We start from the raw sequence: 24,854 nt of genomic DNA on the forward strand, positions 1-24,854 counted from the left end.
CAGCAGGTGCCGGTGGAAGTCCGGCGAGATTCGGACAGGTACCGACGAGTTTCCGACATTCCCGCCGGTTGGTGCGGTGGTTGCCGCGCCGGTTCCCGGCTCAGTTACTGCCCGCCTTGCGGCGGACCTCTTCGAACGTGCGCAGGTAGCGCTGGCGGAAGTCCTCCCGCTCGACCCACGTGGTGTGCTCGGCGGGCTGGGGTGAGGCGGGTGGGGGTAGCGCGGTCTGCACGACGGGCTGCGCGACGGACTGCGGGGCCGGCTCGGGCTCGGTTTCCTCGGCGGGCGGCTCAGCGGTCGCCTCGGCGAGTGCCTCGGTTTCCGGCCCTGCGGGTTCGGCGGGCGCGGGTTCGGCAGGCTTCGCGGATTCGGTGAGTTTCGTGAGTTCGACGGGCTTCGCGACGGGCTCAGGACTGTCGGTGCTCGGCGCTACGGTTGATTCGGGGGCTTCGAAATCCCCCATGGGGGGAGCGAGGTCCCCATCCCGATCATATCGAGCAGCACCGACAGTTTCGGGCGCTGCGAGCTGTTCGGGCTCCACCACGGGCTCGGCCTTCATGCCCGGCGCGGACTTCGTGACCTGCCCGGCCATCGGAACCGGCTCGAACTCGACCACCGGCGTCAGCTCGATCACCTGCTCGGGTTTGACCACCGACGCCAGCTCCACCACCGGCTCGGCCAGCGACGCCAGCGCCGGTTCCATCTGCGGCAGCCCCATCACGGGGTTGCGGTGGATCGGCCGAGAGTCGTACTCGTCGTCCACCGGCACGACCGCGACTGGCTTCTCCACCCACGTCCGCTCGTCCGGCGCCGCGGGGGCGGGGTCGCGGGAGTCTGCGTCCTCGCGGCGCCGCACCAGCACGTACATGAGGGCCGCCCCCAGCGTGAAGGACAGCACGCACAGTCCGAAGACGATCCCGACTGCCCCTGCCATGCGAAGGCTCCTAGCTGACGAGGACGTCGATCTGAGGACCGAAATCCGTGGGCGGGCCCCACACGGGGTCCACGATCACGCGGGTGGCGACGACCTTGTCCACGCCCTGCTCGGCCAGGTACTGCCGCAGCAGGTCTGCTCTTTCCATCGCGAGCACGTCGCAGCGGTGCGAGGCCGTCTCGCCGTTCCACGCGTGCGCCACCAGCGTCACCGAGCCGGTCGCGTTGCGCAGAACGCCGGCCAGCGACCGCCGCACGTCCTCGCCACGGCCTGCCAGCGAGGCGGTGCCCGGCGCGAACGTGATGCCCTTGACGGCGTGCGCCGAGAACAGGTCGCGCACCGCCTGCTGCGCCACCGCGGCGGACAGCAGGACCGGTGCGGGAGGCTCCATCCGCAGTGGTGCCACGAAGTCGGAGACCGGCACCGGCCCCGCGAGGACGGCGGGCACCGCGGGCGACGACGACAGCGCGGTCTCCAGCTCGTCGCCGTACACGGAGAACCCGAACGCCGTCACCGACGCGGGCACCATCAGCGCACCGACCAAGAGCGGGAGCCAGCGCTTCACGACGCGGCGACCTGTTCGGGTATGTGGACCGGGGCGACCCGGTCGGCGGCCACGGACAGGGCGGCGCGGGCCGCGGACAGTTGCGAGTGGACGACGCGCTTGAGCTCGTGCAGTTCGGCGGTGCGGTCGGCGACCTCGGCCAGCCGGCGTTGCGCCTCGCGGGACGCCATCTTCACCACGAACTCCGAGCGCGCCCTGGCCAGCGCCTCCTGCTCCTGCAGGTGTTGCGCGGCCTCGTTGCGGCGCCGGGTCATCGTGAGTTCGAAGAACTGCTGGGCCTTCTCGCGCTTGCGTTCGGAGTCGGCCTCCAGCGAGTTGCACTGGAGCGCGGTCTCCCGCAGCAGCATGTCCGCGTCGGCCTGGGCCTCGGCGACCGCCTCCGTGCACTCGCGCTCGACCTCGTCGGCGCGCTGGCGGTGCTGGGCTTCGAGGTCGGCGCAACGGCGTTCCATCTCCAGTTCGCGCCGTTCCATGGTGGCGGCGCGGGTGGCGCAGTCCTGGCGTGAGGCGTAGAGCTCGGACTCGGCCTCGGCACGCATGGCGGCGGACTCGCGCTCGGCCTCGGCGCGCAGCGCGGCCACTTCGACGTCGGTGCGCGCACGAAGGTCGGTGCACTCGCGTTCGGCCTGCAGGTGCATCTCGGCCGTCTCCTCCTCGGCGAGGCGGAGCATGCGGTGCATCCGTTCGGTGGCGCTCGCGTGCGTGCCCGAGGTGGACTCGAGGCGTTCGATCCTGGCGCGCGCGTCCTCCAGGTCCTGGCGCGTCATTTCCAGCAGCTTGCGCAAATCGGCTGCCTGCGCCAGCGCCTCGGACCTGTCGAGGCTCGTGAAGCGCAGCTGCTCGTCGAGATTCTCGATGTGCTCGATGACCTGACGTCGGTGAAAACCTCGGTAGACAACGTCAAAACCGGCGTGCAGCGGAACTAGTTCCTGCTCTTTTGCACCCATGGTCACCTACTCACTCAACCGGGCTGAAGATTGGGCGAGCTTACCCACGGCAGAGGGGGCCAACCAGCGTCGAAAGTGGACGGACGACCATGATCTAAGACTGGGAACAATGGCTCTCCGCTGGGAAAACAGGTCGCCCCTAGATCAACACCAAACACCGGCCAGTCACCCGATTGTGTCAAGTAGGACGCCTTTCCGGGGTGTTCACTCCGTGCGTTCGCCGCACACGGAAAGCGACCACCCAGGCCCACATCACACGAATTGCCTTCGATCGGTCGTGGCTACTTCGATCACGCTTCGTTAACCTCCTCGTTCGTGTCCTCACGAGTAGCCGTCGTCACCGACTCGACCGCGTCACTCCCGGCCCGTCTGGCGGATCGGTTCAACATCATCACCGTCCCGATGCAGCTCAAGATCGGGTCGGAACTGATCGACGAGGCATACGTGCCGACCGACAGGCTGCTGCGGGCGATGGAGGCCCAGATCCCGATCACGACGCAGCCGCCGGCGCCGGACGCGTTCTTCTGGGCCTACCAGGACGCGTGGGCGAAGGGCGCGGAGACGATCATCTCCGTGCACGTGACGCCGAAGCTCTCCCCCGCGACGGACGCGGCGAAGGCGGCCGCGGCCAAGTCGCGAGTGCCGGTGTTCATCGTGGACTCGCACTCGTCGGGCATGACGCTCGGGTTCGCGGCGCTCGCGGCCGCGCGGATCGTGCAGAGCGGCGGCAACGTCCAGAACGCGCGCGGCGTCGCCGAGCAGCGCGGCCGGGACGCGAGCGTGCTGATCTACGTCGACACCCTGCACTACCTGCGCCAGGCCGGCCGGGTCAGCGCGGCGGCGAAGCTCTTCGGCGACGCGCTCTCGGTGAAGCCGCTGCTCACGGTCGTGAACGGCGAGGTGGAGCCGTTCGACAAGGTCGTCGGCCGCGACCGGGCGCTGGCGAAGCTCGTGGACAAGGCCGTGGCACTGGCCTACGGGCGCAACGCGGACCTCGCGGTCGAGCACTTCGCGGCCGAGAAGGAGGGCCACGAACTGCTCCAGATGCTGCAGAAGCGGATCCCGCACGCCCGCGACATCGTCCTGACGCAGGTCAGTGCGGCGATCGGCGCGAACGTGGGGCCGGGGGCGCTGGCCGTCACGGTCTCGCCGTACTGATCAGAGGTCCGCGACTTCCTCCGCGAGGAGCAGCCCCGGGTCGAACCCCAGGGGCGTGAGGTGCCCGGCGAGCTCGAGCGAGAGCACGCCCTGCAGGCGGGTCCAGAAGGACAGGGCGCGGTGCACCGTCGGCGACGACGCGGGCAGGGCGCCCGCCCACCCGTGGTTCAAGCCCAGAACGGCGTCGAACGGGGACCGCGGCTGCTCGTCCGGCGAGCCGCCGCAGACCTCCAGCAGCACCGCCAGGATCTCGTTCGAGATGGCGGTGATGTCGTCGGGCGCCTGGTAGCCGGGCACGGGCGTGCCGTAGATGAGCAGGTACCGGTGCGGGTCGCTCAGCGCCCACTCCCTGATGACCGCGGCGAGCCCCACGACGGTCGTGCCCGCCGCGTGCGCGGCGCGGACGGTGTCGGCGAGGCTGCGGTAGGCGTCCCGGATGAGCGCGGTGATCAGCTCGTCGCGACCCGCGAAGTACCGGTAGAGCGCGGGCCCGCTCATGCCCATCTCCTTGGCGATGGCGTTGAGTGACAACGCTGTCACCCCGGCCGAGGCGATCTGCTCCCACGCGTGCCGTTTGACCTCTTCGCGCACCTGAGCGCGGTAGCGCTCGCGAGGGTTCCGCCCCGTGTCCGCCTCTGACTCCGTCACCATGGTTAGACCCTCTCACATTCGTTATTGACAGTCACACCGCCTTCAGCTTAGCTTCTGCATGTCGCAACAGTTAGAGCATCTAACCAACGTGACTTATGCTAACGACCGAAGGAGACCGTCATGACGACCACCTCGAACACCACCGGCACCGCTCACCCGTCGAAGTCGGTCCTGGTCGCGGCCTGGGCAGCCCCGGTCATGGTCGTCGGCCAGTTCGGCCTGCTCTCCGGGATTCCGATCGCCGTCGTGCTCGTCGCGAGCCTGCGCGACCGCCGTTCGCGGGTGCTCCGCTGGTGGACGGGAGCGCTCACGCTCGCCTACGCCATCCCGTTGACGACGTGGCTAGCCGGTCCGAGCGAGGCGCCCAGCCTGTCGAAGTACATGAGTCCCGCGACGACCGCGGCGCTCGCCGCGACCGGTGTCGCCGTGGCCATCGCGCACCACGTAGTTCGCAGGCGCTCTACTGGCAAGTAACCTGGCCGGCGTGACCCTCCCCCTGACCGGCGAACGCACCGTGCCCGGTATCGCGGAAGAGAATTACTGGTTCAGGCGCCATGAGGCGGCGTATCTGCACCTCATCGGCCACTGCGCGGACGGCGTCGTGCTGGAGGCGGGCTGCGGCGAGGGCTACGGCGCGCAGCTGATCCGCACGGTCGCGCGCCGCGTGATCGCCCTCGACTACGACGAGCTGACCTCGCGGCACGTGTCGCGGGCGTACCCGCAGCTGGACGTGCTGCGCGGCAACCTGGCGACCCTGCCGTTGCGCGACGGCAGCGTCGACGTCGTGGCGAACCTGCAGGTCATCGAGCACCTGTGGGACCAGGAGGGGTTCCTGGCGGAGTGCTGGCGGGTGCTGCGCCCAGGTGGCAAGCTCATCGTGACGACCCCGAACAGGCTGACGTTCTCACCCGGTCAGGACACGCCGCTGAACCCGTTCCACACCAGGGAACTCGCACCGTCCGAACTGGACGAGATGCTGCGCGACGCAGGTTTTCGCGTTGACGAACTGACGGGACTGCGTCACGGACGAAGGCTTGACACGCTCCTGAACGGACAGATCATCAACGCACAGGTCGAAGTCGCGCTGTCCGGCGCGCCGTGGCCGGCCGAGCTCAAGGAGGCTGTGGAGTCGGTGACGGTGCGGGACTTCGACATCACCCCTGACGACATGGACGGCTGCCTCGACCTCGTGGCCGTGGCGGTGCGCGCGTGACGGCGAAAGCTTCCGAAGGCACGTTCTGCCTCGTCCTGCACAGCCACCTGCCCTGGCTAGCGCACCACGGCGCGTGGCCGGTCGGCGAGGAGTGGCTCTACCAGGCGTGGGCGCACTCGTACCTGCCCGTCGTGGACATGCTGCGGCGGTTCGCCGACGAGGGCCGTTCCGACGTGCTGACGCTCGGCATCACCCCGGTCCTGGCCGCGCAGCTGGACGACCCGTACTGCTTGCGGGGCATGCACGACTGGCTCGGCAACTGGCACCTGCGCTCGCACCTCGCCGGGGAACGGCTGCCCGAGCTGTCCGCGTACGAGCACCGCGCGTCCTCCTGGGCACTCGACCGGTTCGAAAGCCGGTGGCGGCACGGGTTCTCGCCCGTCCTGAGGTCCCTTGTGGACTCCTCGACGATCGAGCTGCTCGGCGGACCGGCCACGCACCCCTTCCAGCCGTTGCTGGACCCGCGGGTGCGGGCATTCGCGCTGCGGACCGGCCTGGACGACACCGCGCTGCGCGTCGGCCGCGCGCCGGAGGGCATCTGGGCGCCGGAGTGCGGTTACTCGCCCGGCATGGAGGCGGGTTACGCGGCGGCGGGCGTGCGGCGGTTCATGGTCGACGGACCCGCGCTGCGCGGCGACACCTCGTCCGCGCACCCCGTCGGCTCGTCGGACGTGCTGGCGTTCGGACGCGATCTGGAGGTCTCGTACCGCGTCTGGTCGCCGAAGGTCGGCTATCCGGGCGATGCCGCGTACCGGGATTTTCACACCTACGACCACCCGACGGGCCTCAAGCCGTCGCGCGTGACCGGCAAGAACGTGGCGCCGGAGGACAAGCGGCCGTATGACCCGTCGCTGGCCCGCGAAGCCCTCGACCGGCACGTGGCCGATTTCGTGGAAACGGTCGTGCGGCGGCTGCGGGCGATCGACGGCGGGCTCGTCGTGGCTGCCTACGACACCGAGCTGTTCGGGCATTGGTGGCACGAAGGTCCGTTGTGGCTGGAGGCCGTGCTGCGGGCGTTGCCGGAGGCGGGCGTGCGCGTGACGACGTTGCGTGGCGCCGTCGAGGCCGGGCACGTGGGTGCGCCGGTCGAGCTGCCGGCGTCGTCGTGGGGCAGCGGCAAGGACTGGCGCGTGTGGGACGGCGCGCAGGTGTCGGACATCGTGTCGCTGAACGAGTCGGTGCAGAAGGAACTGCTGGGGCTGGACTTCTCCGCCGGTGTGCGGAACCCGGTGCTGGACCAGGCGGTGCGCGAGGCGCTGCTGGCGTTGTCGAGCGACTGGGCTTTCATGGTCACGAAGGACTCGGCCGCCGACTACGCCCGCTACCGCGCGAAGATTCACAGCGACCGCTTCAGCGAGCTCGCGTCGCTGGCGCGAAGCGGTCGCGGACTGGGCAGAGCAACGGAGCTCCGCGCGGCGGACGGCCCGTTCGGGCATCTGGACGCGCGAGGAATGGGGTAACGGGATGCGCGTGCTGATGTTGTCGTGGGAGTACCCGCCGGTGGTCGTCGGCGGGCTGGGCAGGCACGTCCACGCGCTCGCGACACAGCTGGCCGCGCAGGGGCACGACGTCGTCGTGCTGTGCCGTCAACCGTCCGGCACCGACGCGATCACCCACCCCACCGTGGACGTGGTGAGCGAGGGCGTGCGGCTGATCCGGGTCGCCGAGGACCCCGCGCACTTCGTGTTCGAGAAGGACCTGCTGGCCTGGACGCTCGCGATGGGGCACGCGATGACGCGGGCGGGGCTGGCGTTGGGCTCGTGGCGCCCGGACGTCGTGCACGCGCACGACTGGCTCGTGACGCATCCTGCCGTCGCACTGGCGGAGGCCTTCGGGGTACCGCTGGTCGCGACGATCCACGCGACCGAGGCGGGCCGGCACTCGGGCTGGCTGTCGCACCCGCTGAACCAGCAGGTGCACTCGGTGGAGTGGTGGCTGGCGAACCGCGCCGACTCGCTGATCACCTGCTCGTCGGCGATGCGCGGCGAGGTCGCGCATCTGTTCGAAGTGGACACCGCCGAGGTCTCCGTGCTGCACAACGGCATCGAGCCGGGCGGCTGGAAGGTGCGCGCGAAGGACGTCGGTGCCGCCCGCCGCACGTACTCGCCGCACGGTGATCCGCTGCTGCTCTTCTTCGGCCGGATCGAGTGGGAGAAGGGCATCCAGGACCTGATCGCCGCGCTCCCCCGGATCCGGCGCTTCCACCGCGGCACGCGCGTGGTCGTGGCCGGCGGCGGGTCGCAGACCGAGTGGTTGCAGGACCAGGCGCGCAAACACCGCGTGCTGCGGGCCGTGGAGTTCGTCGGCCACCTCTCCGACAGGTCCCTGGCGGCGTTGCTCACCGCGGCCGACGCCGTCGTGCTCCCCTCCCGCTACGAGCCTTTCGGCATCGTGGCCCTGGAGGCGGCGGCCGCCGGAACGCCCCTGGTCGCGTCGACCGCCGGCGGGCTCGGCGAGGTCGTGCTGGACGGGGTCACCGGACTGTCGTTCGCCCCCGGTGACGTGGACGGACTCACGCGCGCCGTGCGTGACGTGCTGTCCGACCCGGCCTCGGCCGCCACTCGTGCGCGCGCCGCCAAGGCTCGTCTGGTCTCCGACTTCAACTGGGCCAAGATCGCCGCAGGCACGGCGTCGGTCTACGAGTCCGCCGTCGTGCGCGAGCCGCGTGTCCTCGGCCGTCCCAAGATCGCGACGGGAAATCTGTTCACCTAGGTCCGCTACAGTCGCCGGTCCCGTTAACAGAAGGTGACCGAGGACTGAATGAACTACCAACGCTTCGTGGCGCTCGGGGACAGCTGCGCCGAGGGCCTGGACGACCTGCTCCCCGACGGCCAGTACCGCGGCTGGGCGGACCGGGTCGCGTCCGCACTGGACGCGCCGGGCTTCCGCTACGCCAACCTCGCCGTGCGCGGCCGTCGCCTCGACCAGATGCTGGTGGAGCAGGTCCCGTCCGCCGCGGCGTTGGAGCCCGACCTGGTGGTGCTGTTCGGCGGCGGCAACGACGTGATGTCCAACGCGACCCAGGAGCAGATCGCGCAACGGGCAGACGCGATGGTGCGCGCCGTGACGTCGTTCGCGCCGACCGTCGCCGTGTTCACGTTGAGCGACATCTCGCACCGCATGCCGTTCGGCCGGCGCATGCGTCCACGCATCGAGACCCTGAACACCGCCATGCGCACCGCGGCTTCCCGCTACGGCGCGATCCTGGTCGACGTGGAGGCCGACGAGTGCGTGCACGACTCACGCTACTTCGGCCCGGACCGCCTGCACCTGTCGTCGTTGGGGCACAGGCGGTTGGCCGGCCACGTGCTGTCGACGCTCGGCATCCCGTTCGACGAGTCCTGGCTCGCCCCGCTGGAGGGCAAGGCCGCGTCCGCGTCTGTGCTGGACCACTGGCGGTGGCTGCGCGACCAGGTGCTGCCGGTCGCGTACTCGCGGACGCGCAACAAACTCATCGGACGGCAGCCGGGCGACGGTTTCGTGCCTAAGCGCCCGCAGCTCGCGCCGCTGACCTGGCCGCAGCGCGTCTCTCGCTGACCTTCTTCGCGTACGGGTGCGGGTTGTCCTTGATGTTCAACGGGAACCGGCCGGACAGGAGCAGCGCGTCCTCGCGCCGTTCAGGATCCGGATCGGCGACGCAGGCGACGCGGCCGTGTGCCGCCAGCCACTCGCTCACGACCGGTTCCTGGTCGCCGAACGTCAGTCGCGACCCCACCTGGCGCAACGGCAGGCCGAGGTGGCACCCGAGGGTGAGGCGCAGCGTCGAGCCGGACGCGTTGCCGCGGAAGTGGTTGCGCAGCCTGGACCTCAGCGTCCGCTTCACCGTCGCGATGCCGACGTAGAGCGCGGTGCCGTGCTCGGTGACGTGACAACCCTCGGTGGGCACGCCGTCCGGGATCTCATCGAAGAACCACACGTAGACGCCGGGCTCTTTCGGCGCCGTCGCGTAGTCGGCTGCGGTGTAGATGCGGTCGAAGTCGATCACGCGGGGCTGTCCATCGACCTGTCCAGCGCCTCCTTGGCCTTGCGGGCCATGTCCGCGATGTCCGCCCGCCGCTGCGCGTCGGCCTCGTAGTCGGCCCGCCGATCCCGCACCACCCGAGCCGGCATCCCGACCGCGATCTTGAAGTCCGGCACGTCCCCGCGCACCACGGCGTGCGCGCCCAGCACGCACCCGCGCCCGACGCGAGTGCCGCGCAGCACCGTCACCTTGGCGCCGAGCCAGCAGTCCGGCCCGATCCGCACCGGCGACTTCACGATCCCCTGGTCCTTGATCGGCAGGGTGATGTCCTCGACCTTGTGGTCGAAGTCGCAGATGTAGACCCAGTCCGCGACGAGCGACGACGCGCCGATCTCGATGTCGAGGTAGCAGTTGACCGCGTTGTCCTTGCCGAACACGACCTTGTCGCCGATGCGCAGCGACCCCTCGTGGCAGCGGATGGCGTTGCCGTCGCCGATGTGCACCCAGCGGCCGATCTCCAGGCGGCCGAAGCCCGGGCGGGCCATGACCTCGACGCGCTTGCCGAAGAACACCATGCCGCGCAGGACGACGTGCGGGTTGAGCAGGCGGAACTTCAGCAGCCGCCAGTACCGCACCAGGTACCAGGGGGTGTAGGCGCGGTGGCGCAGGACCCAGCGCAGGGATGCCAGCGTGAGGAAACGCGCCTGCATCGGGTCTCGGCGCGACCTGCGCCAGCGAGTCCAGACCGGGGCGCCCCACATCGAAGTCATGGACGAAGACTCTAACTTCGGGCCGCTGGCCGCCGGGCAACGGTTCTACAGTGGCCTCGACGAGGACGGGGTGCGGACATGTGGGCGGTCATCGGAGTCTGGGACATCGACCCCGGAGCGCTCGACGCGTTGCGGGCTCAGGTGCCGCTGATGGCGTCGAGCAAGGTCGGGTTGCCCGGGTTCGTGCACGGCACGTGGACGCTCGACGGCCACATGATCCAGGTGTACGACAACGAGGCGGACGCGCGGCGCTACCACCAGGACATGCTGGACCAGGGTGCTACCGAGCCGCCCGGTGTGCGCTGCGTCGTGTGGGACGTGGCCGAAGTCGGCGCTGAGGCACCCTAGGCACGTGCGAGAAGTGTTCTGCCGCGTCTGCGGGTGGTCGGACGGGGGCGTGCGCTGGGAGAACGGCGTCGGCTCGTTCGACATCTGCGACTGCTGCGGGTGCGAGGCCGGCTATGAGGACGTGACGCCGGAAGGGGCCAGGGGCCACCGCGAGCGATGGCTCGCGGAGGGCACGCCGTGGTTCGACCGCAGGGCTCGCCCGGACGGCTGGGAGTGGCGTGACCAGCTCGACAGGGTGCCGGACGCCTTCCGCTGACAAGCTGGACGCATGGCGATTCCTCTCATCATCGACACCGACCCCGGCGTCGACGACGCGTTCGCGCTCGCGCTCGCGGCCCGCAGTCCCGAGGTCGACCTCCGGGGGCTGACCACGGTCTTCGGCAACGTCGGACTCGACCTCACGACGGCCAACGCGTTGCGGTTGCTCGCTCATCTCGGCCGCACCGACGTACCGGTGGTGCGGGGGTTCGAGGGGCCTGGCGGTGCGGCGGACGTGCACGGGGAGGACGGGCTCGGCGGGCAGGCGCTCACGTTGCCGGAGAACCCGAAGGGGGTGCACGGGGAAGATCCTGTGCGGTTCTTCGCCGACAACCTCACGCCGGACACGGTGGTCGCCGCGATCGGGCCGCTGACGAACATCGCCGCCGCTCTCGAGGCCGGCATCGAGTTCCCGCGGCTGATCGTCATGGGTGGCGGGCTCGGCATCGGCAACATGACGGTGCGTGCCGAGTTCAACTTCTGGGCCGACGCCGCGGCGGCGCGGACGGTGATCCGCCTGGGCAACCCGATCGTGGTGCCGCTCAACCTGACGCAGCGGTGCATCGCGGACACCGAGTTCCTCGCGAACGTCGACCCGGTGCTCAGCAACCTCACCGGCACCTACCGGGAGTACCTCGCGAGGCACTCCGAGCAGAACATGTCGGGACGCGAGGAGGGCATCCTCGTCCACGACGCCGTCGCGGTGGCCGAGGCGATCGTGCCCGGAACGCTGAGCCTCCGGACGCACGGACTCGACATCGACGACGAGGGTGCGCTCGTCGAGGGAAAGCACCAGGTAGAGGTCGCGGAGGACTGCGATTGGCCCGCGCTGAGGGCCTTCATGGAGCAGCGCTTGTCCGTTTGACGACAACTTCGTGTCGCTCTCTGGGGTTGTGCGGGCACGGTAAGTAGGGTCCGCGACCATGCAGCGAAGAGTCCTCACGACAGCTGCGGTGGCGGTGGCCATGACGTTCGGAGTGGTCCCTGCCTCCGCTCAGCCCCAGATTCAGGTGGTGCCGGATCCGGCGGCACACGTGAACCCGTTCATCGGCACGACCAACCTCGGAAACACCTTCCCCGGCGCGGTCGTGCCGTTCGGCATGTTCTCCTTCAGCCCGGAAGCCAGCCGCGGCAACACCCTGCGCGCCGCGGCTCCCGGCGGATACCGGTACGACGCCACGAAGATCCGCGGCTTCAGCCTCACCCACATGTCGGGCACGGGCTGCGCGGGCGGCAGCGGTGACATCCCGATCTTCCCGCACGTCGGGGCCGTCACGACCTCGCCGACCACGGACGCGACCGACGCGGTCTACGCCAGCGAGTTCGCGCACGCGGACGAGGTGGCCAAGCCCGGCCGCTACGACGTGACGCTCAAGTCCGGCGCCAAGGCCGAGCTGTCCGCCACCGAACGCACCGGTGCCGCGCGGTTCAGCTTCCCCGCCGACAAGCCGGCGACGGTGCTGATCAACACGTCCAAGTCGCAGGTCGGCAGCAGTGACGCGCAGACCGTGGTCGACAAGGACAAGCGGGCCATCACCGGCTCCGTGACCAGCGGGAACTTCTGCGGCTACATCAACCAGGTAGGCCGCCGCAGCTACTACACGCTGCACTTCGTGGCGGAGTTCGACCAGGAGTTCACCGAGGTCGGCACGTACCAGGACAACGTTGTCACGCCCGGAAGCACGTCCTCCAAGGGCGGCACGACGTACGGGACGAACGGCTGGCCGGTGCTGGGCAAGGGTTCCGGCGCGTACCTCGGATTCGCACCCGGCAGCCAGGTGGGCGTCAAGGTCGGCATCTCCTACGTCAGCCTGGACAACGCGCGGGAGAACCTGAAGGCCGAGAACAAAGGCCAGTCCATCGAGGACATGAGGGACAACGCGTACATCGCGTGGCAGAAGCAGCTCAAGCGCATCGAGGTCGGCGGCGGCTCCGATGACGAGCGGACCAAGTTCTACACGGCGCTGTACCACTCGCTGTTGCACCCCAACCTGTTCAGCGACGTCAACGGCGAGTACGCCGGGTTCGACGGCAGGACGCACAAGATCGACAAGAGACGGCAGAAAGCCCAGTACGGCACGTTCTCCGGCTGGGACATCTACCGCTCGCAGTTGCAGCTGCTCACCCTGCTCGAACCGCAGATCGGCTCGGACATCGCGCAGTCGCTGCTCAACCAGGCCGAGCAGAACAACGGCGTGTGGGACCGCTGGACGCACAACGGCGGCGGCACCCACGTCATGAACGGTGACCCGGCGCCGATCGCGTTGGCAGCCATCTCGGCTTTCGGCGGCGACAAGTACGACCTCAAGACGTCTTTGAAGTCGTTGGTCAAAGCCGCGACCGTGCCCACGGCGCTGGATCTGAGCAAGGACGGCTGGGCCGTCATGTCGGTCGGGCAGCGGCCGTCGCTCGACAAGTACCTGCGGAACAATTACATGCCGGCCGTGTCGAACGCCTGGGGTGGCGCGGCGGAGACCCTGGAGATCTCCGCGGCGGACTTCGCGATCAGCCAACTGGCCGAGCGCACGGGCGACAGGAAGACCGCGAAGACGTTCGCCGAACGCGCGCAGTGGTGGCAGAACAACTTCGACCCGGTCGCCGACAGGACGGGCGGCTACATCCGCAACCGCAACGCCGACGGCACGTGGGTCAAGGACTTCACGCCCGACACCGGCAACGGGTTCGTCGAGGGCAGCAGCGCCCAGTACACGTGGATGGTCACCCACAACGTCGCCGGGCTCGTCGACTCGCTCGGCGGCCGTGAGCGCGCCGGCAAGCGGCTGGACGACTTCTTCCACAACGCCGACGGCACGTGGGCGTTGACCGGCCGCGGTGGCGCGAAGTCCGAACTGGACAACGAGCCGTCGGTGAACGTGCCGTGGCTCTACAACTACACCGGCCAGCCCGCCAAGGCGCAGGAGACGCTGCGCGAGACCATCACCACGCTGTGGAAGAACGCGCCCGGCGGCATTCCCGGCAACGACGACCTCGGCGCCATGTCGTCGTGGTTCGTGTTCACCTCGATGGGCATCTACCCGCAGGTGCCTTCGCGTGCCGAACTGGTGCTGAGCAGCCCGCTGTTCACGTCGGTGAAGATCAACCGCGGTGGCGGCAAGGACATCACGATCACCGCACCCGCCGCGAACACCGCCACGAAGTACGTGCAGTCGCTGAAGGTCAACGGTCGCGCGACGTCGAAGACCTGGCTGCCGGAGTCGTTCGTGGAACGCGGCGGCAAGCTGGACTTCGTGCTGGGCAAGGCCCCTTCCGCGTGGGGCACGGGTGCCTCGGACGCCCCGCCGTCGTTCCGCGACGGCGAGAAGCCGATCAAGCACGACCAGCCGTACTTCCTCACGGTCGAACCGCGGCAGCTCGTGGTGGAGCCGGGCAAGTCGGTCACGGCGAAGGTCGACTCCGTCAAGCTCTACGACGGTGACCCGAAGGCGACCTACACGATCACCGGCTCGGACTCGCTCACGTTCACGCCGACCACCGGCTCCGTGCCTTCGGAGTTCACGGTCACGGCCAAACCCGATACGCCGCAGGGCTTCTACGACATCGCCGTGACGGTGAACGTCGAGGGTGCCGCCAAGCCGGTCGTGCTCCCCCAGACGATCAAGGTGGCTCCGGCGGGCAGCATGCTCGCCGCGGTGAACAACGTCGGTGCTTCGGCCGATGCCGACGGCGAGGGCGACTTCGACGGCGGCGGCTACAGCTATTCGCGCGAGGCATTGGCCACGGCCGGTCTCACGCCGGGTGGCACGAGCACCGTCGACGGCCTCACGTTCACCTGGCCGTCGTCACCTCCTGGCCGGCCCGACAACGCGACGGCGGCGAAGCAAACGCTTGCCCTGTCCGGAACCCGGCTCGCCTTCGTCGGTTCCGCGACCAACGGAGCGCGGACGAAACCGGCCACGGTGACGTTCACGGACGGCACCACGGCGTCGGTGGACATCGGCTTCAGCGACTGGACGCTGGGCGGTGGCGGGGCGGCGCCGAGCTTCGGCAACGTGATCCTCGCGAACACTCCGTACCGCAACACGCTGGGCGGCGGCAACGAGAAGGTCGCCACGCACATCTTCGCGACGAAGACGTACGTGGCTCCCGAAGGGAAGACGCTCGCGTCCGTCGTGCTGCCGGACGACGTGAACATGCACGTCTTCGCCGTGGCACTGGGTTAGTCCGAACCGGTGGGGCGGCTCGGTTCACCGGCCGGGCCGCCCCTGCCGAGCGGATGATCCTGCGGTGACCGACATCGAGCAGCGGCTCGTCAAGGCGGCCCGCGACGGCGAGTGGCTGGAGTGCACGGAGCCGGACGACGTGGTGCGCGCAAGCCTGATCAGGGAGTTGCTGCTCGGCCAGCACGGCGAACTCGACCCGCGTGGGGTGAGGCTGAGCGGCGCGCGGATCGAGGGCATCCTCGACCTCACCCGCGTCAAAGCCTCAGCCGGCCTCACGTTCAACCACTGCACGATCGACGAGCCGATCACGGCCCTGTACGCGAGCCTGCCCAACCTGATCTTCAACGGCGGGCGCTGTGCGGGAATCCGCGCGGACAGCCTCCAGGTGGACAGCGTCCTGTTCCTGCGCAACGGCATCCGGATCACCAGTGACAGCCCGCTAGGCGCGGTCAGACTCGTCGGTGCCCACGTCGGAGCGGACCTCGACCTGGCCGGCGCGGAGATCACCAGCACCGCCGGTGCCGCGATCGAGGCAGGGGGCATCGCGGTCGACGGGCAGGTCTCGTTCCGGGAAGGGGTCCGGATCAGCGCGCACGGTCGCCGCGGCGCGATCAACCTCACCGGCGCTCACCTCTCGTCGGACTTCGACGTGGTGGAGACCGAGATCGCCAACGACACCGGGCCTGCGTTGGTCCTCGACAGCGCCGTCATCGGCGGCAGCCTCCTGCTCCGCGACAGGAACCGGATCAGCGCGCACGGCGAAGGACTCGACCTCCGAGGCGCTCACATCTCAGGACAGTTCGGCCTGGGCAACACGGAGATCACCAGCGCGACAGCGGCCGCGATCGCCGCGAACAGCGTCCAGGTCAACGGAAACCTCGTCCTGAGGGACGACCTCCGCATCAGCGGTCACGACGAGGTCGGCGCCGTGAACCTGGTCGGCGGGCGCATCGGAGGGGTCCTCGCGCTGACCGACACGACGATCACCAACGTCATCGGTCCCGCGATCGCCGCCGACCGCGTCCGCGTGGACAGCACCGTGGCCCTCGCCGGCCGGACCCGGCTCTGCGCAGGTGGTGAAGCCTCGGCACTCAAAGTGGTCGGCGCCCACATCGGCGGTGGGTTCGGCTGCGGCGAGACGGTCGAACTGGAGACGAAGCCGGAGTCGGCTCCGGTGCTCGACCTCCGGGACACGACGGTGGGCGCCATGGTGGCCCTGCCGCACTCCGGCCTGTGTCCCGATCGCGGCCGCGGCACGACGTGCGGGCACAAGAGACTCGTGCGCCTCGAACACTTCGGCTACACGTCGCTCGCGTCCGGCTGGGACTGGGAGGAGTGGCTGCACGTCGTTCGCTGCCACACGCCCGCCTACCACGCTTCGGCCTACCAACGGCTCGCCGCCGTCGAGCGGGCGGCCGGGCACGACGGGCTGGTGCGGCAGATCCTCATGGCGCAGCAGACCGATCTGCGCCGCCGCAGTCCCCAGTCCCTCGGCAGCACGCTGACGCGGTGGTTCCACTGGCTGTGGGGAGTGCTGGCCGGGTACGGCTACCGCGCTCGACGCACGGCTGCCGCGCTCCTGCTGGTCCTCGTCGTCGCCGGGGCGATCGGCTGGTGGGCGGGACAGGTGCCGACCCGGCCCGGCCACCTCGCCGCCGAACGGGTGACGACCGCGACGACCGGGGCCGGAACCCCCTGTTCCGCGGTCGAGCTGATCGGGCTCGGGCTGGACCGCGGGTTGCCGCTGGCGATGACCGGGATGCGGGCGCGGTGCGACCTCGACAGCGCGTCGAAGAAGGGGCAGGCGTTCACGGCGGCGATCTGGCTGGTGCAGTTCACGGTGTGGGGGCTGGCGACGCTGGCGCTGGCCGGGTACACGAACCTGGTGCGCAAGCCGGGCTGAAGTCGCGACCAATAGGGTTGGAGCGTGTTCTCGGTTTCCGAACGCGACCAGTTGCGTCGTGATCTCGTCAACGCCGCCGACGTCGACCCGCGGGTGGTCGGGGCGGCGCTGACCGGGTCCGCGGCCGTGGGCCGGGAAGATCGCTGGTCGGACATCGACTTCGCCTTGTCGGTCGAACGCGACGTCGACGCGGTGGTGGCCGACTGGACCGCGTTGATGTACGCGTGCGGGGCTGTCGGCCATCTCGACGTGCGGAGCGGGAAGACGTTGTTCCGCGTGTTCCTGATGCGGTCCACGTTGCAGGTGGACATCGCGTTCTGGCCGTCGGACGGGTTCGGGGCGACCGGGCCGACGTTCAAGCTGCTGTTCGGCGAGGCGGACACGCTGCCGCAGGCCGGGCAGCCCGACCGGGACGAGCTGATCGGCCTCGCCTGGCTGTACGCCCTGCACGCGCGGTCGTCCATCGCGCGCGGACGCGGGTGGCAGGCGCTCTACATGATCAACGGCATGCGGGACCACGTGATGTCGTTGTGGTGCCTGCGCGAAGGCGTGAACGCGGTGCAGGGGCGAGGGCTGGACGACCTGCGGGACGCCGACGCGTTCGCCGGGACGGTGGTGCTGTCCACCCACCCCGACGAGTTGCGGCGGGCATTTCAGGTGCTGACCGGGCTGTTGCTCGGGGAGATCACTGAGCCGGAACTGCGTGAGGCCGTGCGGGCGCTGTCTCCCTGAGCAGCAACGCCGCCGTGAGCAGGACGAGCACGGCCGCCGATCCATGCACCGCGAGTGCGAAGCCCACTGAGCCGCCGTGCGTCATCACGGCCAGGCAGTCGCCGATCGGAATGATCGAGTCCGCGAGGACCACCCAGCCCAGGGCCCGGCGCTGGCCCATCAGCAGCAGGATCAAAGCCGTCAGCGCGTAGGCGATGTCGCGCACGCCCTTCACGACGTAGTAGCCGGCCGGGTCCGTGATGCCGAAGCCCGCGGCCGCTCCATCGCCGTTGAGCAGGTAGTTCAGGCCGAAGTAGAAGCCCGCCAGCACGACGAGCCAACCCAGGATCGTGGTCGAACGCATTGCATCCTCCGAATATCTAGCACTGCTAGCAACAAGAGCGACGCTAACACTAGAAGCGCTCGAATGTCTAGCAGTGCTAGATTTAGCGGCGTGACCATCCAGAACCGGCGAGAGCGCGAGCGTGCCGAACGCCATCAGCTGATCATCGACGCCGCCCGGGACCTGGCCGAGGCGGAGGGCTGGGACGCGGTCACCACGCGCCGGCTCGCGGAGAAGGTCGAGTACAGCCAGCCGGTGCTCTACAGCCACTTCAAGGGCAAGGACGCGATCACGCGCGCGGTCGCGATCCAGGGGTGCGGTGAGCTGGCCCGGCTGCTGCGGAAAGCCCGTCCGTCGCGCGGGGAGTCACGGCTGCGGGCCGCGGCGGAGGCGTACCTGGAGTTCGCGCGGCGAAGGCCCGCGCTCTACGACGCGATGTTCGTCCAGCAGTCCGACATCCCGTGGGGCACGGACGAGGTGCCGCAGGAACTGCTCGACGCGTTCGGAGAACTGGTCGCCGCGGTCGAGCCCGTCCGAGGCGAACGAGACCTGGAGGCGTTGACCGAGGTCTTCTGGAGCTCGCTGCACGGCATCGCGACGCTCATGCAGGGCGGGAGACTGCGGCCTGAGTACGACGAGACCCGTCTCGACCTGCTGCTAGGTGCGCTCAGCCTCGCACAGCACGAAGACGGGCTTTGAGCCGATCCGGGTCAGCACGACCGTCGCCGACGCGGAACCGGAGAGCTTCAGGCGTTTGCGCATCGTGTTCGGGTCGACGTCCAGGCCTCGCACCAGGATCTCCAGCCGGCCGACCGCCCGCGTCTTCAGCAACGACTTGAGCGATTTCTCCGTGTAGTGCCCGTGTTCGAGCACGCGGAACGCCCGGATGCCAGGAGGCGGCTTGGACCCGCTCAGGTAGGCGATGCGCTCGTCGAGCTGCCACAACCCGTGCCGGGCCGCGTAATGACGCACCAGCCCGGCGCGCACGACCGCGCCGTCCGGATCGATGATCCACTCGCCGGGCGGGGCGACCGGGCAGTCGTCCGGCTCGGCGTCCGTCAGGGTCCACGAGTCGGAGCCGTGCAGAACGGTGGCACGGCGCGTGACCCCCGGCGTGGCAAGGCCCCGGGTCCACAGACAGGCTTCGCGGACCGCGCCGTCGAGGGACACGACCTCGATCTCGGCGGCCCACGGCGCGACCGCGAAGTCGATGCCGGGAGCGCACTTCACAGCGAGATCGACACCCGAGTACACCTCGGACAGCTCGTCCAGCGGCGGCACGAAGTCCGAGGGGTTCCACTTGCGGCGGCCGGACGAGTCACGGCGAGCGGGGTCCGCGGTGACGGCCGAAGCCCGCGACACCGGGCGCAGGGCATCGGCGACGACGACGAGCCGGCCCGGAACGTTGTTGCGCGCCATGGCGAGCCGCACCGGGTCGAGGTCCGAGCCGACGCAGACGGAGGCCACCTCGTTGAGCGCGAAGAGGTCCGCGCCGACCGAACATGTGACGTCGTGCACCGAACGACCGGCGAACCGCAGCGCACGATGCCGGGCGACCGCGGAAGCCGTGGCCTGTTGCAAAGCGTCGTCGGTGAAGAGCCACGACGCAGCGGAGTCCAGTTTGGACACCGCACGGCGCCGCAGCAGCACAGTTTCCACGACCGGGGCGAAAGAAGACCCGAGGAGCTTGCGGGCCGTCTCGACGTCGCGCAACCGGGAAGCGTCGGTGAACGGCAACGCGTCCACCTCGGCCAGCGCGGCGGTTCCGGCGGCAGAGCGCAGGAACGCCACGTCGGCAGTGGTGAACGCGTAGCCCAACTCAGGAAGTCTTCTTGCCGGTGATCGACACGTTGTAGAACACCTCGCGCGGCAGCACCTTCGAGAAGACGTTCTGGTCGACCCACGTGAGGTTCTGCCAGGTGCGGTAGGCGAACATCGCCCACCCGAAGCCCAGCTTCTCGCGCGGCACGGCGGCCTCGAACGTGCGCACCGGCCAGCCGAACAGAGCGGCGGACAGCTCGTCGGTCACCGCGCGGACGCCGACGGCACCGGCGCGACGAGCCGTGGCCTCCAGCTGGTCAGGGTCGAACGTGTGCAGGTCGACCACGGCCTCCAGCGCGGCGGCGCGGGAGGACTCGTCGAGCTCCTCCTGCGGACGGCGCCACTCCCCCAGCACCGGCACGGCCTTGGTGATGTTGGTGGTCAGCCACCACGTCGCCTGGCCGAGCTTGCGGGCGTAGAAGTTGCCGATGTTCGTCGGGTCGCCCGCGAACACGAACTTGCCGCCGGGCTTGAGCACCCGCAACACCTCGCGCATCGCCGCCTCCACATCGGGGATGTGGTGCAGCACCGCGTGACCGACGACGAGGTCGAACGTGTTGTCGTCGTAGGGGATGCGCTCGGCGTCGGCGACGCGGCCATCGACGTCCAGGCCGAGGTGCTCGGCGTTGCGCAGCGCGACCTCGACCATGCCGGGCGACAGGTCGGTGACCGAGCCCTTCTTGATCACTTCGCCCTGCATCAGGTTCAGCAGGAAGAAGCCCGTGCCGCAGCCCAGTTCCAGCGCGTGCTCGTACGGGCCGACGTCACCCGCGGCGGCGCGGAACCGGTCCGTCGCGTAGGTGATGCAACGGTCGTCGTACGAGATCGACCACTTCTCGTCGTACGTGCCCGCTTCCCAGTCGTGGTAGAGCACCTGCGCGAGCTTGGTGTCCTTGTAGGCCGCCTCGACCTGTTCCGCTGTCGCGTGCGGGTTCGGTGCCGGATCAGTTGCCACTGAACTTCGCCTTTCCGGGACCGTTCGCGATGAACGACTCCACGCCGTTCTTCTTGTCCTCCGTCGCGAACAACGCCGCGAAGAGGTGGCTTTCGAGCTTGAGGCCCGACTCCAGGTCGGTGTCGAGGCCACCGTCGACGGCGGCCTTCGTCGCGGCCAGCGCGAGCACGGGCCCGTTGACGAACTGCTTGGCCCACCGCACGGCGGCGGCGTACACGTCGTCGGGCGCGACGACCTCGTCGACCATGCCGATCTCGAGCGCCTCCTGGGCGCCGACGAACCGGCCGGTGTAGAGCAGGTCCTTGGTCTTCGACGGACCGATCAACCGGGCGAGGCGCTGCGTGCCGCCACCGCCGGGGATCAGGCCGAGCAGGATCTCGGGCTGGCCGACCTTCGCGTTGTCACCGGCGATGCGGCGGTCGCAGCCGAGAGCGACCTCGAAGCCGCCGCCCAGCGCGTACCCGGTGATCGCGGCGACCGTCGGCTTCGGCACCGAGGCCAGCGCGCCGAGCGCGTCCGACAGGCCCTTGGCCCGCAGCGTCATCTCGGCGTGGGAGATCTGCGCGAACTCCTTGACGTCCGCGCCGGCCGCGAAGACCTTCTCGCCGCCGTACACGATGACCGCGTAGACGTCCGAACGCTCCGAGGCCTCCTTCGCGGCGGCCTGGAGCTCGGTCTGCACCTGCCGGTTCAGGGCGTTCATCGGCGGCCGCTCCAGGCGGATCGTGCCGATCCCGTCCTCGACTTCCAGCCTAACGAACTCAGCCACTGTGCTCCTTTGCCGCTGCTCCGCAGACGGCGGCGAGTTCGCCGGGAAGTCGGTCGTCCGGCCGCCGATTCGGGCCAAATCGCCTGCGGCGGTTGACCTGAATCGGCGGCCGGACGACCGACGCGAACTCGCGATTCCGTCCGATTGCCGTCACGTTACCTAGCGGTAGCTTGTCAGACCTTGCGCCGGGCGAAGAACCGCTCCCCGGACTTCTGCAGCTCCAGGTCCTGCCCGAACGTCTTGGAGAGGTTCTCCTCGGTCAGCACGTCGTCGAGCAACCCCTGAGCCACGATCGACCCCTCGCGCAGCAGCAAAGCGTGCGTGAAGCCCGGCGGGATCTCCTCGACGTGGTGCGTGACCAGCACCATCGCGGGAGCGTCCGGGTCCATCGCCAGCTCCGAGAGCTTCGCGACCAGGTCCTCGCGGCCGCCCAGGTCGAGGCCCGCGGCGGGCTCGTCGAGCAGCAGCATCTCGGGGTCCGTCATCAACGCGCGGGCGATCAGCGTGCGCTTGCGCTCGCCCTCGCTCAGCGTGCCGTAGAGGCGGTCGGCGAGGTGCGCCATGCCGAGGGTGCCGAGCAGCTCGCGGGCGCGGTCCGTGTCCTGCTTGCCGTACTCCTCGCGCCAGCGGCCGAGCACCGCGTACCCGGCGGAGACGACCAGGTCGACGACCGTCTCGTCGGGCGGGATGCGGCCGCCCAGGGCCGCGGAGCACAGGCCGATCCGGGGCTTGAGCTCCTGGACGTCCGTCTTGCCCAGACGTTCACCCAGGAGGTGGACCTTGCCCTTGGTCGGGTGCAGGTCGGCGCTGGAGAGCCTGAGCAGGGTGGTCTTGCCGGCGCCGTTCGGGCCCAGCACCACCCAGCGCTCGTCCAGTTCCACGCTCCAGTCGATGTTTCCGACCAGCGTGTTCTTGCCTCGGCGGACCGACACGCCCGCCATGTGCACGACCAGATCTGTCACGTCGACGTCCGCCACACCCCCATTCTTCCGAACGGCCTCGCACCGACCACTCATCGGGGTGTCCCTCGCGCGGGGTGACCCCGCTGCGCCGCCTGTGTGAACTCTCAAGTTTTTTGTCGGTAGCGGATGCCAAGATCAGAGGTATGGCTACGCGACCCGAGTCCGAGGTGCTGGCAGGCCGACCGTTCCCACTGGGGGCACACGCCGAAGCAGGCGGTGTCCGGTTCGCGGTGACGTCCCACGTCGCCGACGCGGTCGAAGTCTGTCTCGTCGACGACGACGGCACCGAGAAACGGGTCGAGCTGACCGAACGGACGTTCGGCGTCTGGCACGGTCTCGTGCCCGGCGTCACGCCCGGCCAGCGGTACGGGTTCCGGGTGCACGGGCCGTACGACGCGGGGCGCGGCCTGCGCTGCAACCCGGCGAAGCTGCTGGTCGACCCGTACGCACGGCAGATCGAGGGCGGGATCACGAACCTGGAGGCCTCCCTCGGCTACGTCGGCGACCCGATGCACGGGCCGCCGTCCGCCGTCGACTCGCTCGGCAGCGTGCCCCTGTCCGTCGTCAGCTCACCGGGCGGCGCGGACACGGGCGTGAAGCCCGACGTGCCGTTCGAAGAGGCGGTCATCTACGAGATGCACGTCAAGGGCTTCACGAAGAACCACCCGGAGATCCCGGAGAAGCTGCGCGGCACGTACCTCGGGCTCGCGCACCCGGCGGCGATCGAGCACCTCACGCGCCTGGGCGTCACGACTGTCGAGCTGCTGCCGGTCCAGGCGTTCCAGGACGAGCCGTCGCTGCTCAGCCGCGGCGCGAGCAACTACTGGGGCTACTCGCCGCTGGGCTACTGCGCGCCGCACGCCGCGTACGCGAGCGAGCCGGGCAACGAGGTCCAGGAGTTCCGCACGATGGTCGCGGCGATGCACGCGGCGAACATCGAGGTGCTGATCGACGTCGTCTACAACCACACCTGCGAGGGCGGTCCGGACGGGCCGACCATCTGCTTCCGCGGCTACGACGCGCCGGGGTACTACCTGCACGCCGGCGGCGGCAGCACGGTCGACATCACCGGCTGCGGCAACACGCTGGACGCCGGGTCGCCGCAGGTCGTGCGGCTGGTCACCGACTCGTTGCGCTACTGGGCGGCCGAGATGGGCGTCGACGGGTTCCGGTTCGACCTCGCCTCGACGATGGGCAGGCCGGGCGGCGGGTTCTTCGACCGCGACTCGGCCCTGCTCACAGCCATCACGACGGACCCGGTGCTGTGCCGGTCCAAGCTGATCGCCGAGCCGTGGGACGCGACGGGCGACGGGTACCGGGTCGGCGACTTCGGCATGCAGTGGGCCGAGTGGAACGGCCGGTACCGCGACACGGTCAGGGATTTCTGGCGCGGCCACACGTCCGTGCGCGATCTCGCATACCGGCTCTCCGGCTCGAGCGACCTGTACGCGGACGACCTGCGCCGGCCGTGGCAGTCGATCAACTTCATCACCGCGCACGACGGGTTCACGCTGCGGGACCTGGTGTCGTACAACGACAAGCACAACGAGGAGAACGGCGAGGAGAACCGCGACGGCACGAACGACAACCGTTCGTGGAACTGCGGCGCCGAGGGCGAGACGTCCGATCCCGCGGTCCTCACCCTGCGCGCGCAGCAGGCGCGGAACCTGCTCTCGACGCTGCTGCTGTCGACCGGCACGCCGATGATGACGGCGGGCGACGAGATGTGGCGCACCCAGGGCGGCAACAACAACGCGTACTGCCTGGACAACGACGTGTCGTGGGTCGACTGGACGACGAGCGACGCGAGCGAGGCGCTGCTGGGGTTCACGCAGCGGCTGATCGACCTGCGCGCGTCGTCGCCGGCGTTGCGGCAGCCCGAGTTCTTCGAGGGCCGCACGACGCCCAGCGGCAACCCGGACCTCGTGTGGTTTAGGCCGGACGGGCGGGAGATGGCGGAGACGGACTGGTTCGACGAGGGCCGTCGCACGCTCGGCATGTTCATCGACGGCTCGAACTGCCTCTCCCGCACACGGGACGGTGAGCTCGTGTCGGACGACTCGTGGCTGATGCTGATGCACGCCGGTGCGGAGGCCATCAGCGTGACGCTGCCGCACGAGCGCTATGGGCCGTCGTACGAGCCGTTCCTCGACACGACGACGGCGGACGGCTCGCCGGCGAATCCCGGTTCTCTCGCGCCGCGCGAGAAGCTCACCGTGCCCGCGCGCTCGTTGCTGCTGCTCCGCATACCGCGCTGAACTCCTTGCGGCCACTTGACTCTGTGTCCGAGGTTCTTCCGGCAACTGGACGCTCTAGCCACACTCTGAGCACGTCTGGCACCATCACGCCCGTGGTCGTCTACTGCTGGACGGACCGCACGATCGACCTCGTACTCGTGGCGTCG

25 protein-coding genes are annotated in these 24,854 nt (G+C 69.6%); 14 read left to right on the top strand and 11 right to left on the bottom strand.

The features are described from left to right. Positions 1 to 100: 100 nt before the first annotated feature. Genes LX88_RS37420 through LX88_RS37430 form a run of 3 tightly spaced genes read right to left on the bottom strand, consistent with a single transcriptional unit; the run spans position 101 to position 2,446 of the window. Entirely contained in the window at positions 101 to 934 is an 834-nt protein-coding gene (locus LX88_RS37420) for a ribonuclease E domain-containing protein (protein WP_258952493.1), read from the bottom strand. Positions 935 to 944: 10 nt separating this feature from the next. Further along, positions 945 to 1,499, bottom strand: coding sequence for an OmpA family protein (locus LX88_RS37425; RefSeq protein ID WP_258952494.1), 555 nt, complete (start codon positions 1,497 to 1,499; stop codon positions 945 to 947). Next, complete coding sequence (locus LX88_RS37430) at positions 1,496 to 2,446, bottom strand: coiled-coil domain-containing protein (protein WP_258952495.1); 951 nt, start codon at positions 2,444 to 2,446, stop codon at positions 1,496 to 1,498. The genes LX88_RS37425 and LX88_RS37430 overlap by 4 nt, the downstream gene beginning before the upstream one ends. 315 nt (positions 2,447 to 2,761) lie before the next feature. On the opposite strand from LX88_RS37430, the gene LX88_RS37435 reads away from it, so the two are divergent. Further along, entirely contained in the window at positions 2,762 to 3,604 is an 843-nt protein-coding gene (locus LX88_RS37435; protein ID WP_258952496.1) for a DegV family protein, read from the top strand. On the opposite strand, the gene LX88_RS37440 is transcribed toward LX88_RS37435, so the two are convergent. Then, the gene (locus LX88_RS37440) at positions 3,605 to 4,255 is read right to left on the bottom strand and encodes a TetR/AcrR family transcriptional regulator (protein WP_258952497.1); all 651 of its coding nucleotides are present in this window, start codon (positions 4,253 to 4,255) and stop codon (positions 3,605 to 3,607) included. A gap of 120 nt (positions 4,256 to 4,375) precedes the next feature. Here LX88_RS37440 and LX88_RS37445 point away from each other — a divergent pair, with 120 nt between their 5' ends. Genes LX88_RS37445 through LX88_RS37465 form a run of 5 tightly spaced genes read left to right on the top strand, consistent with a single transcriptional unit; the run spans position 4,376 to position 9,005 of the window. Further along, positions 4,376 to 4,729: a hypothetical protein gene (locus tag LX88_RS37445; protein WP_258952498.1), complete on the top strand. Its 354-nt coding sequence runs from the start codon at positions 4,376 to 4,378 to the stop codon at positions 4,727 to 4,729. Between the two features lie 10 nt (positions 4,730 to 4,739). Beyond that, complete coding sequence (locus LX88_RS37450; protein WP_258952499.1) at positions 4,740 to 5,468, top strand: class I SAM-dependent methyltransferase; 729 nt, start codon at positions 4,740 to 4,742, stop codon at positions 5,466 to 5,468. Next, positions 5,465 to 6,928, top strand: coding sequence for a 1,4-alpha-glucan branching protein domain-containing protein (locus LX88_RS37455; RefSeq protein WP_258952500.1), 1,464 nt, complete (start codon positions 5,465 to 5,467; stop codon positions 6,926 to 6,928). Before LX88_RS37450 ends, LX88_RS37455 begins: the two co-directional genes overlap by 4 nt. 4 nt (positions 6,929 to 6,932) lie before the next feature. Then, positions 6,933 to 8,180 (top strand): glycosyltransferase family 4 protein, encoded by a 1,248-nt coding sequence (locus LX88_RS37460; RefSeq protein WP_258952501.1) that lies wholly within the window; start codon positions 6,933 to 6,935, stop codon positions 8,178 to 8,180. 48 nt (positions 8,181 to 8,228) lie between these two features. Beyond that, the gene (locus LX88_RS37465; protein ID WP_258952502.1) at positions 8,229 to 9,005 is read left to right on the top strand and encodes an SGNH/GDSL hydrolase family protein; all 777 of its coding nucleotides are present in this window, start codon (positions 8,229 to 8,231) and stop codon (positions 9,003 to 9,005) included. On the opposite strand, the gene LX88_RS37470 is transcribed toward LX88_RS37465, so the two are convergent. After that, complete coding sequence (locus tag LX88_RS37470) at positions 8,953 to 9,453, bottom strand: GIY-YIG nuclease family protein (RefSeq protein WP_258952503.1); 501 nt, start codon at positions 9,451 to 9,453, stop codon at positions 8,953 to 8,955. The genes LX88_RS37465 and LX88_RS37470 overlap by 53 nt on opposite strands. Then, the gene (locus LX88_RS37475) at positions 9,450 to 10,199 is read right to left on the bottom strand and encodes an acyltransferase (RefSeq protein WP_258952504.1); all 750 of its coding nucleotides are present in this window, start codon (positions 10,197 to 10,199) and stop codon (positions 9,450 to 9,452) included. The genes LX88_RS37470 and LX88_RS37475 overlap by 4 nt, the downstream gene beginning before the upstream one ends. A 78-nt stretch (positions 10,200 to 10,277) precedes the next feature. On the opposite strand from LX88_RS37475, the gene LX88_RS37480 reads away from it, so the two are divergent. The 6 genes from LX88_RS37480 to LX88_RS37505 all read left to right on the top strand — a co-directional run bounded on the left by LX88_RS37480 (position 10,278) and on the right by LX88_RS37505 (position 17,621). After that, the gene (locus LX88_RS37480) at positions 10,278 to 10,547 is read left to right on the top strand and encodes a hypothetical protein (RefSeq protein ID WP_258952505.1); all 270 of its coding nucleotides are present in this window, start codon (positions 10,278 to 10,280) and stop codon (positions 10,545 to 10,547) included. Between the two features lie 4 nt (positions 10,548 to 10,551). Next, positions 10,552 to 10,803 (top strand): hypothetical protein, encoded by a 252-nt coding sequence (locus LX88_RS37485; RefSeq protein WP_258952506.1) that lies wholly within the window; start codon positions 10,552 to 10,554, stop codon positions 10,801 to 10,803. A gap of 12 nt (positions 10,804 to 10,815) precedes the next feature. Beyond that, positions 10,816 to 11,670: a nucleoside hydrolase gene (locus LX88_RS37490; RefSeq protein WP_258952507.1), complete on the top strand. Its 855-nt coding sequence runs from the start codon at positions 10,816 to 10,818 to the stop codon at positions 11,668 to 11,670. 58 nt (positions 11,671 to 11,728) lie between these two features. After that, complete coding sequence (locus tag LX88_RS37495) at positions 11,729 to 14,986, top strand: GH92 family glycosyl hydrolase (protein ID WP_258952508.1); 3,258 nt, start codon at positions 11,729 to 11,731, stop codon at positions 14,984 to 14,986. A gap of 64 nt (positions 14,987 to 15,050) precedes the next feature. Continuing rightward, a complete protein-coding gene (locus LX88_RS37500; RefSeq protein ID WP_258952509.1) occupies positions 15,051 to 16,889 on the top strand; it encodes a hypothetical protein in 1,839 nt (612 codons plus the stop codon). 24 nt (positions 16,890 to 16,913) lie between these two features. Continuing rightward, on the top strand, positions 16,914 to 17,621 hold the full coding sequence (locus LX88_RS37505) for a nucleotidyltransferase domain-containing protein (protein WP_258952510.1): 708 nt from the start codon (positions 16,914 to 16,916) through the stop codon (positions 17,619 to 17,621). On the opposite strand, the gene LX88_RS37510 is transcribed toward LX88_RS37505, so the two are convergent. After that, positions 17,575 to 17,964 (bottom strand): DUF4267 domain-containing protein, encoded by a 390-nt coding sequence (locus LX88_RS37510; protein ID WP_258952511.1) that lies wholly within the window; start codon positions 17,962 to 17,964, stop codon positions 17,575 to 17,577. The two genes, LX88_RS37505 and LX88_RS37510, sit on opposite strands and share 47 nt — an antisense overlap. A gap of 90 nt (positions 17,965 to 18,054) precedes the next feature. Here LX88_RS37510 and LX88_RS37515 point away from each other — a divergent pair, with 90 nt between their 5' ends. Continuing rightward, complete coding sequence (locus LX88_RS37515; protein ID WP_258952512.1) at positions 18,055 to 18,642, top strand: TetR/AcrR family transcriptional regulator; 588 nt, start codon at positions 18,055 to 18,057, stop codon at positions 18,640 to 18,642. Here the strand turns inward: LX88_RS37515 and LX88_RS37520 are convergent. From LX88_RS37520 to LX88_RS37535, 4 genes are all read right to left on the bottom strand, one after another. Next, on the bottom strand, positions 18,601 to 19,761 hold the full coding sequence (locus LX88_RS37520; protein ID WP_258952513.1) for a THUMP-like domain-containing protein: 1,161 nt from the start codon (positions 19,759 to 19,761) through the stop codon (positions 18,601 to 18,603). The two genes, LX88_RS37515 and LX88_RS37520, sit on opposite strands and share 42 nt — an antisense overlap. 1 nt (position 19,762) lies before the next feature. Further along, on the bottom strand, positions 19,763 to 20,719 hold the full coding sequence (locus tag LX88_RS37525) for a methyltransferase domain-containing protein (RefSeq protein WP_258952514.1): 957 nt from the start codon (positions 20,717 to 20,719) through the stop codon (positions 19,763 to 19,765). Next, positions 20,709 to 21,488: an enoyl-CoA hydratase/isomerase family protein gene (locus tag LX88_RS37530; RefSeq protein ID WP_093592942.1), complete on the bottom strand. Its 780-nt coding sequence runs from the start codon at positions 21,486 to 21,488 to the stop codon at positions 20,709 to 20,711. The genes LX88_RS37525 and LX88_RS37530 overlap by 11 nt, the downstream gene beginning before the upstream one ends. Before the next feature lie 173 nt (positions 21,489 to 21,661). Beyond that, complete coding sequence (locus tag LX88_RS37535; RefSeq protein WP_090066541.1) at positions 21,662 to 22,504, bottom strand: ABC transporter ATP-binding protein; 843 nt, start codon at positions 22,502 to 22,504, stop codon at positions 21,662 to 21,664. A gap of 89 nt (positions 22,505 to 22,593) precedes the next feature. Between LX88_RS37535 and glgX the strand changes: the two genes are divergently transcribed. Beyond that, entirely contained in the window at positions 22,594 to 24,708 is a 2,115-nt protein-coding gene (glgX, locus tag LX88_RS37540; RefSeq protein WP_258952515.1) for a glycogen debranching protein GlgX, read from the top strand. Positions 24,709 to 24,854: the final 146 nt, after the last annotated feature.

The organism is Lentzea californiensis, assembly GCF_024648825.1.
GTDB lineage: Bacteria > Actinomycetota > Actinomycetes > Mycobacteriales > Pseudonocardiaceae > Lentzea > Lentzea californiensis.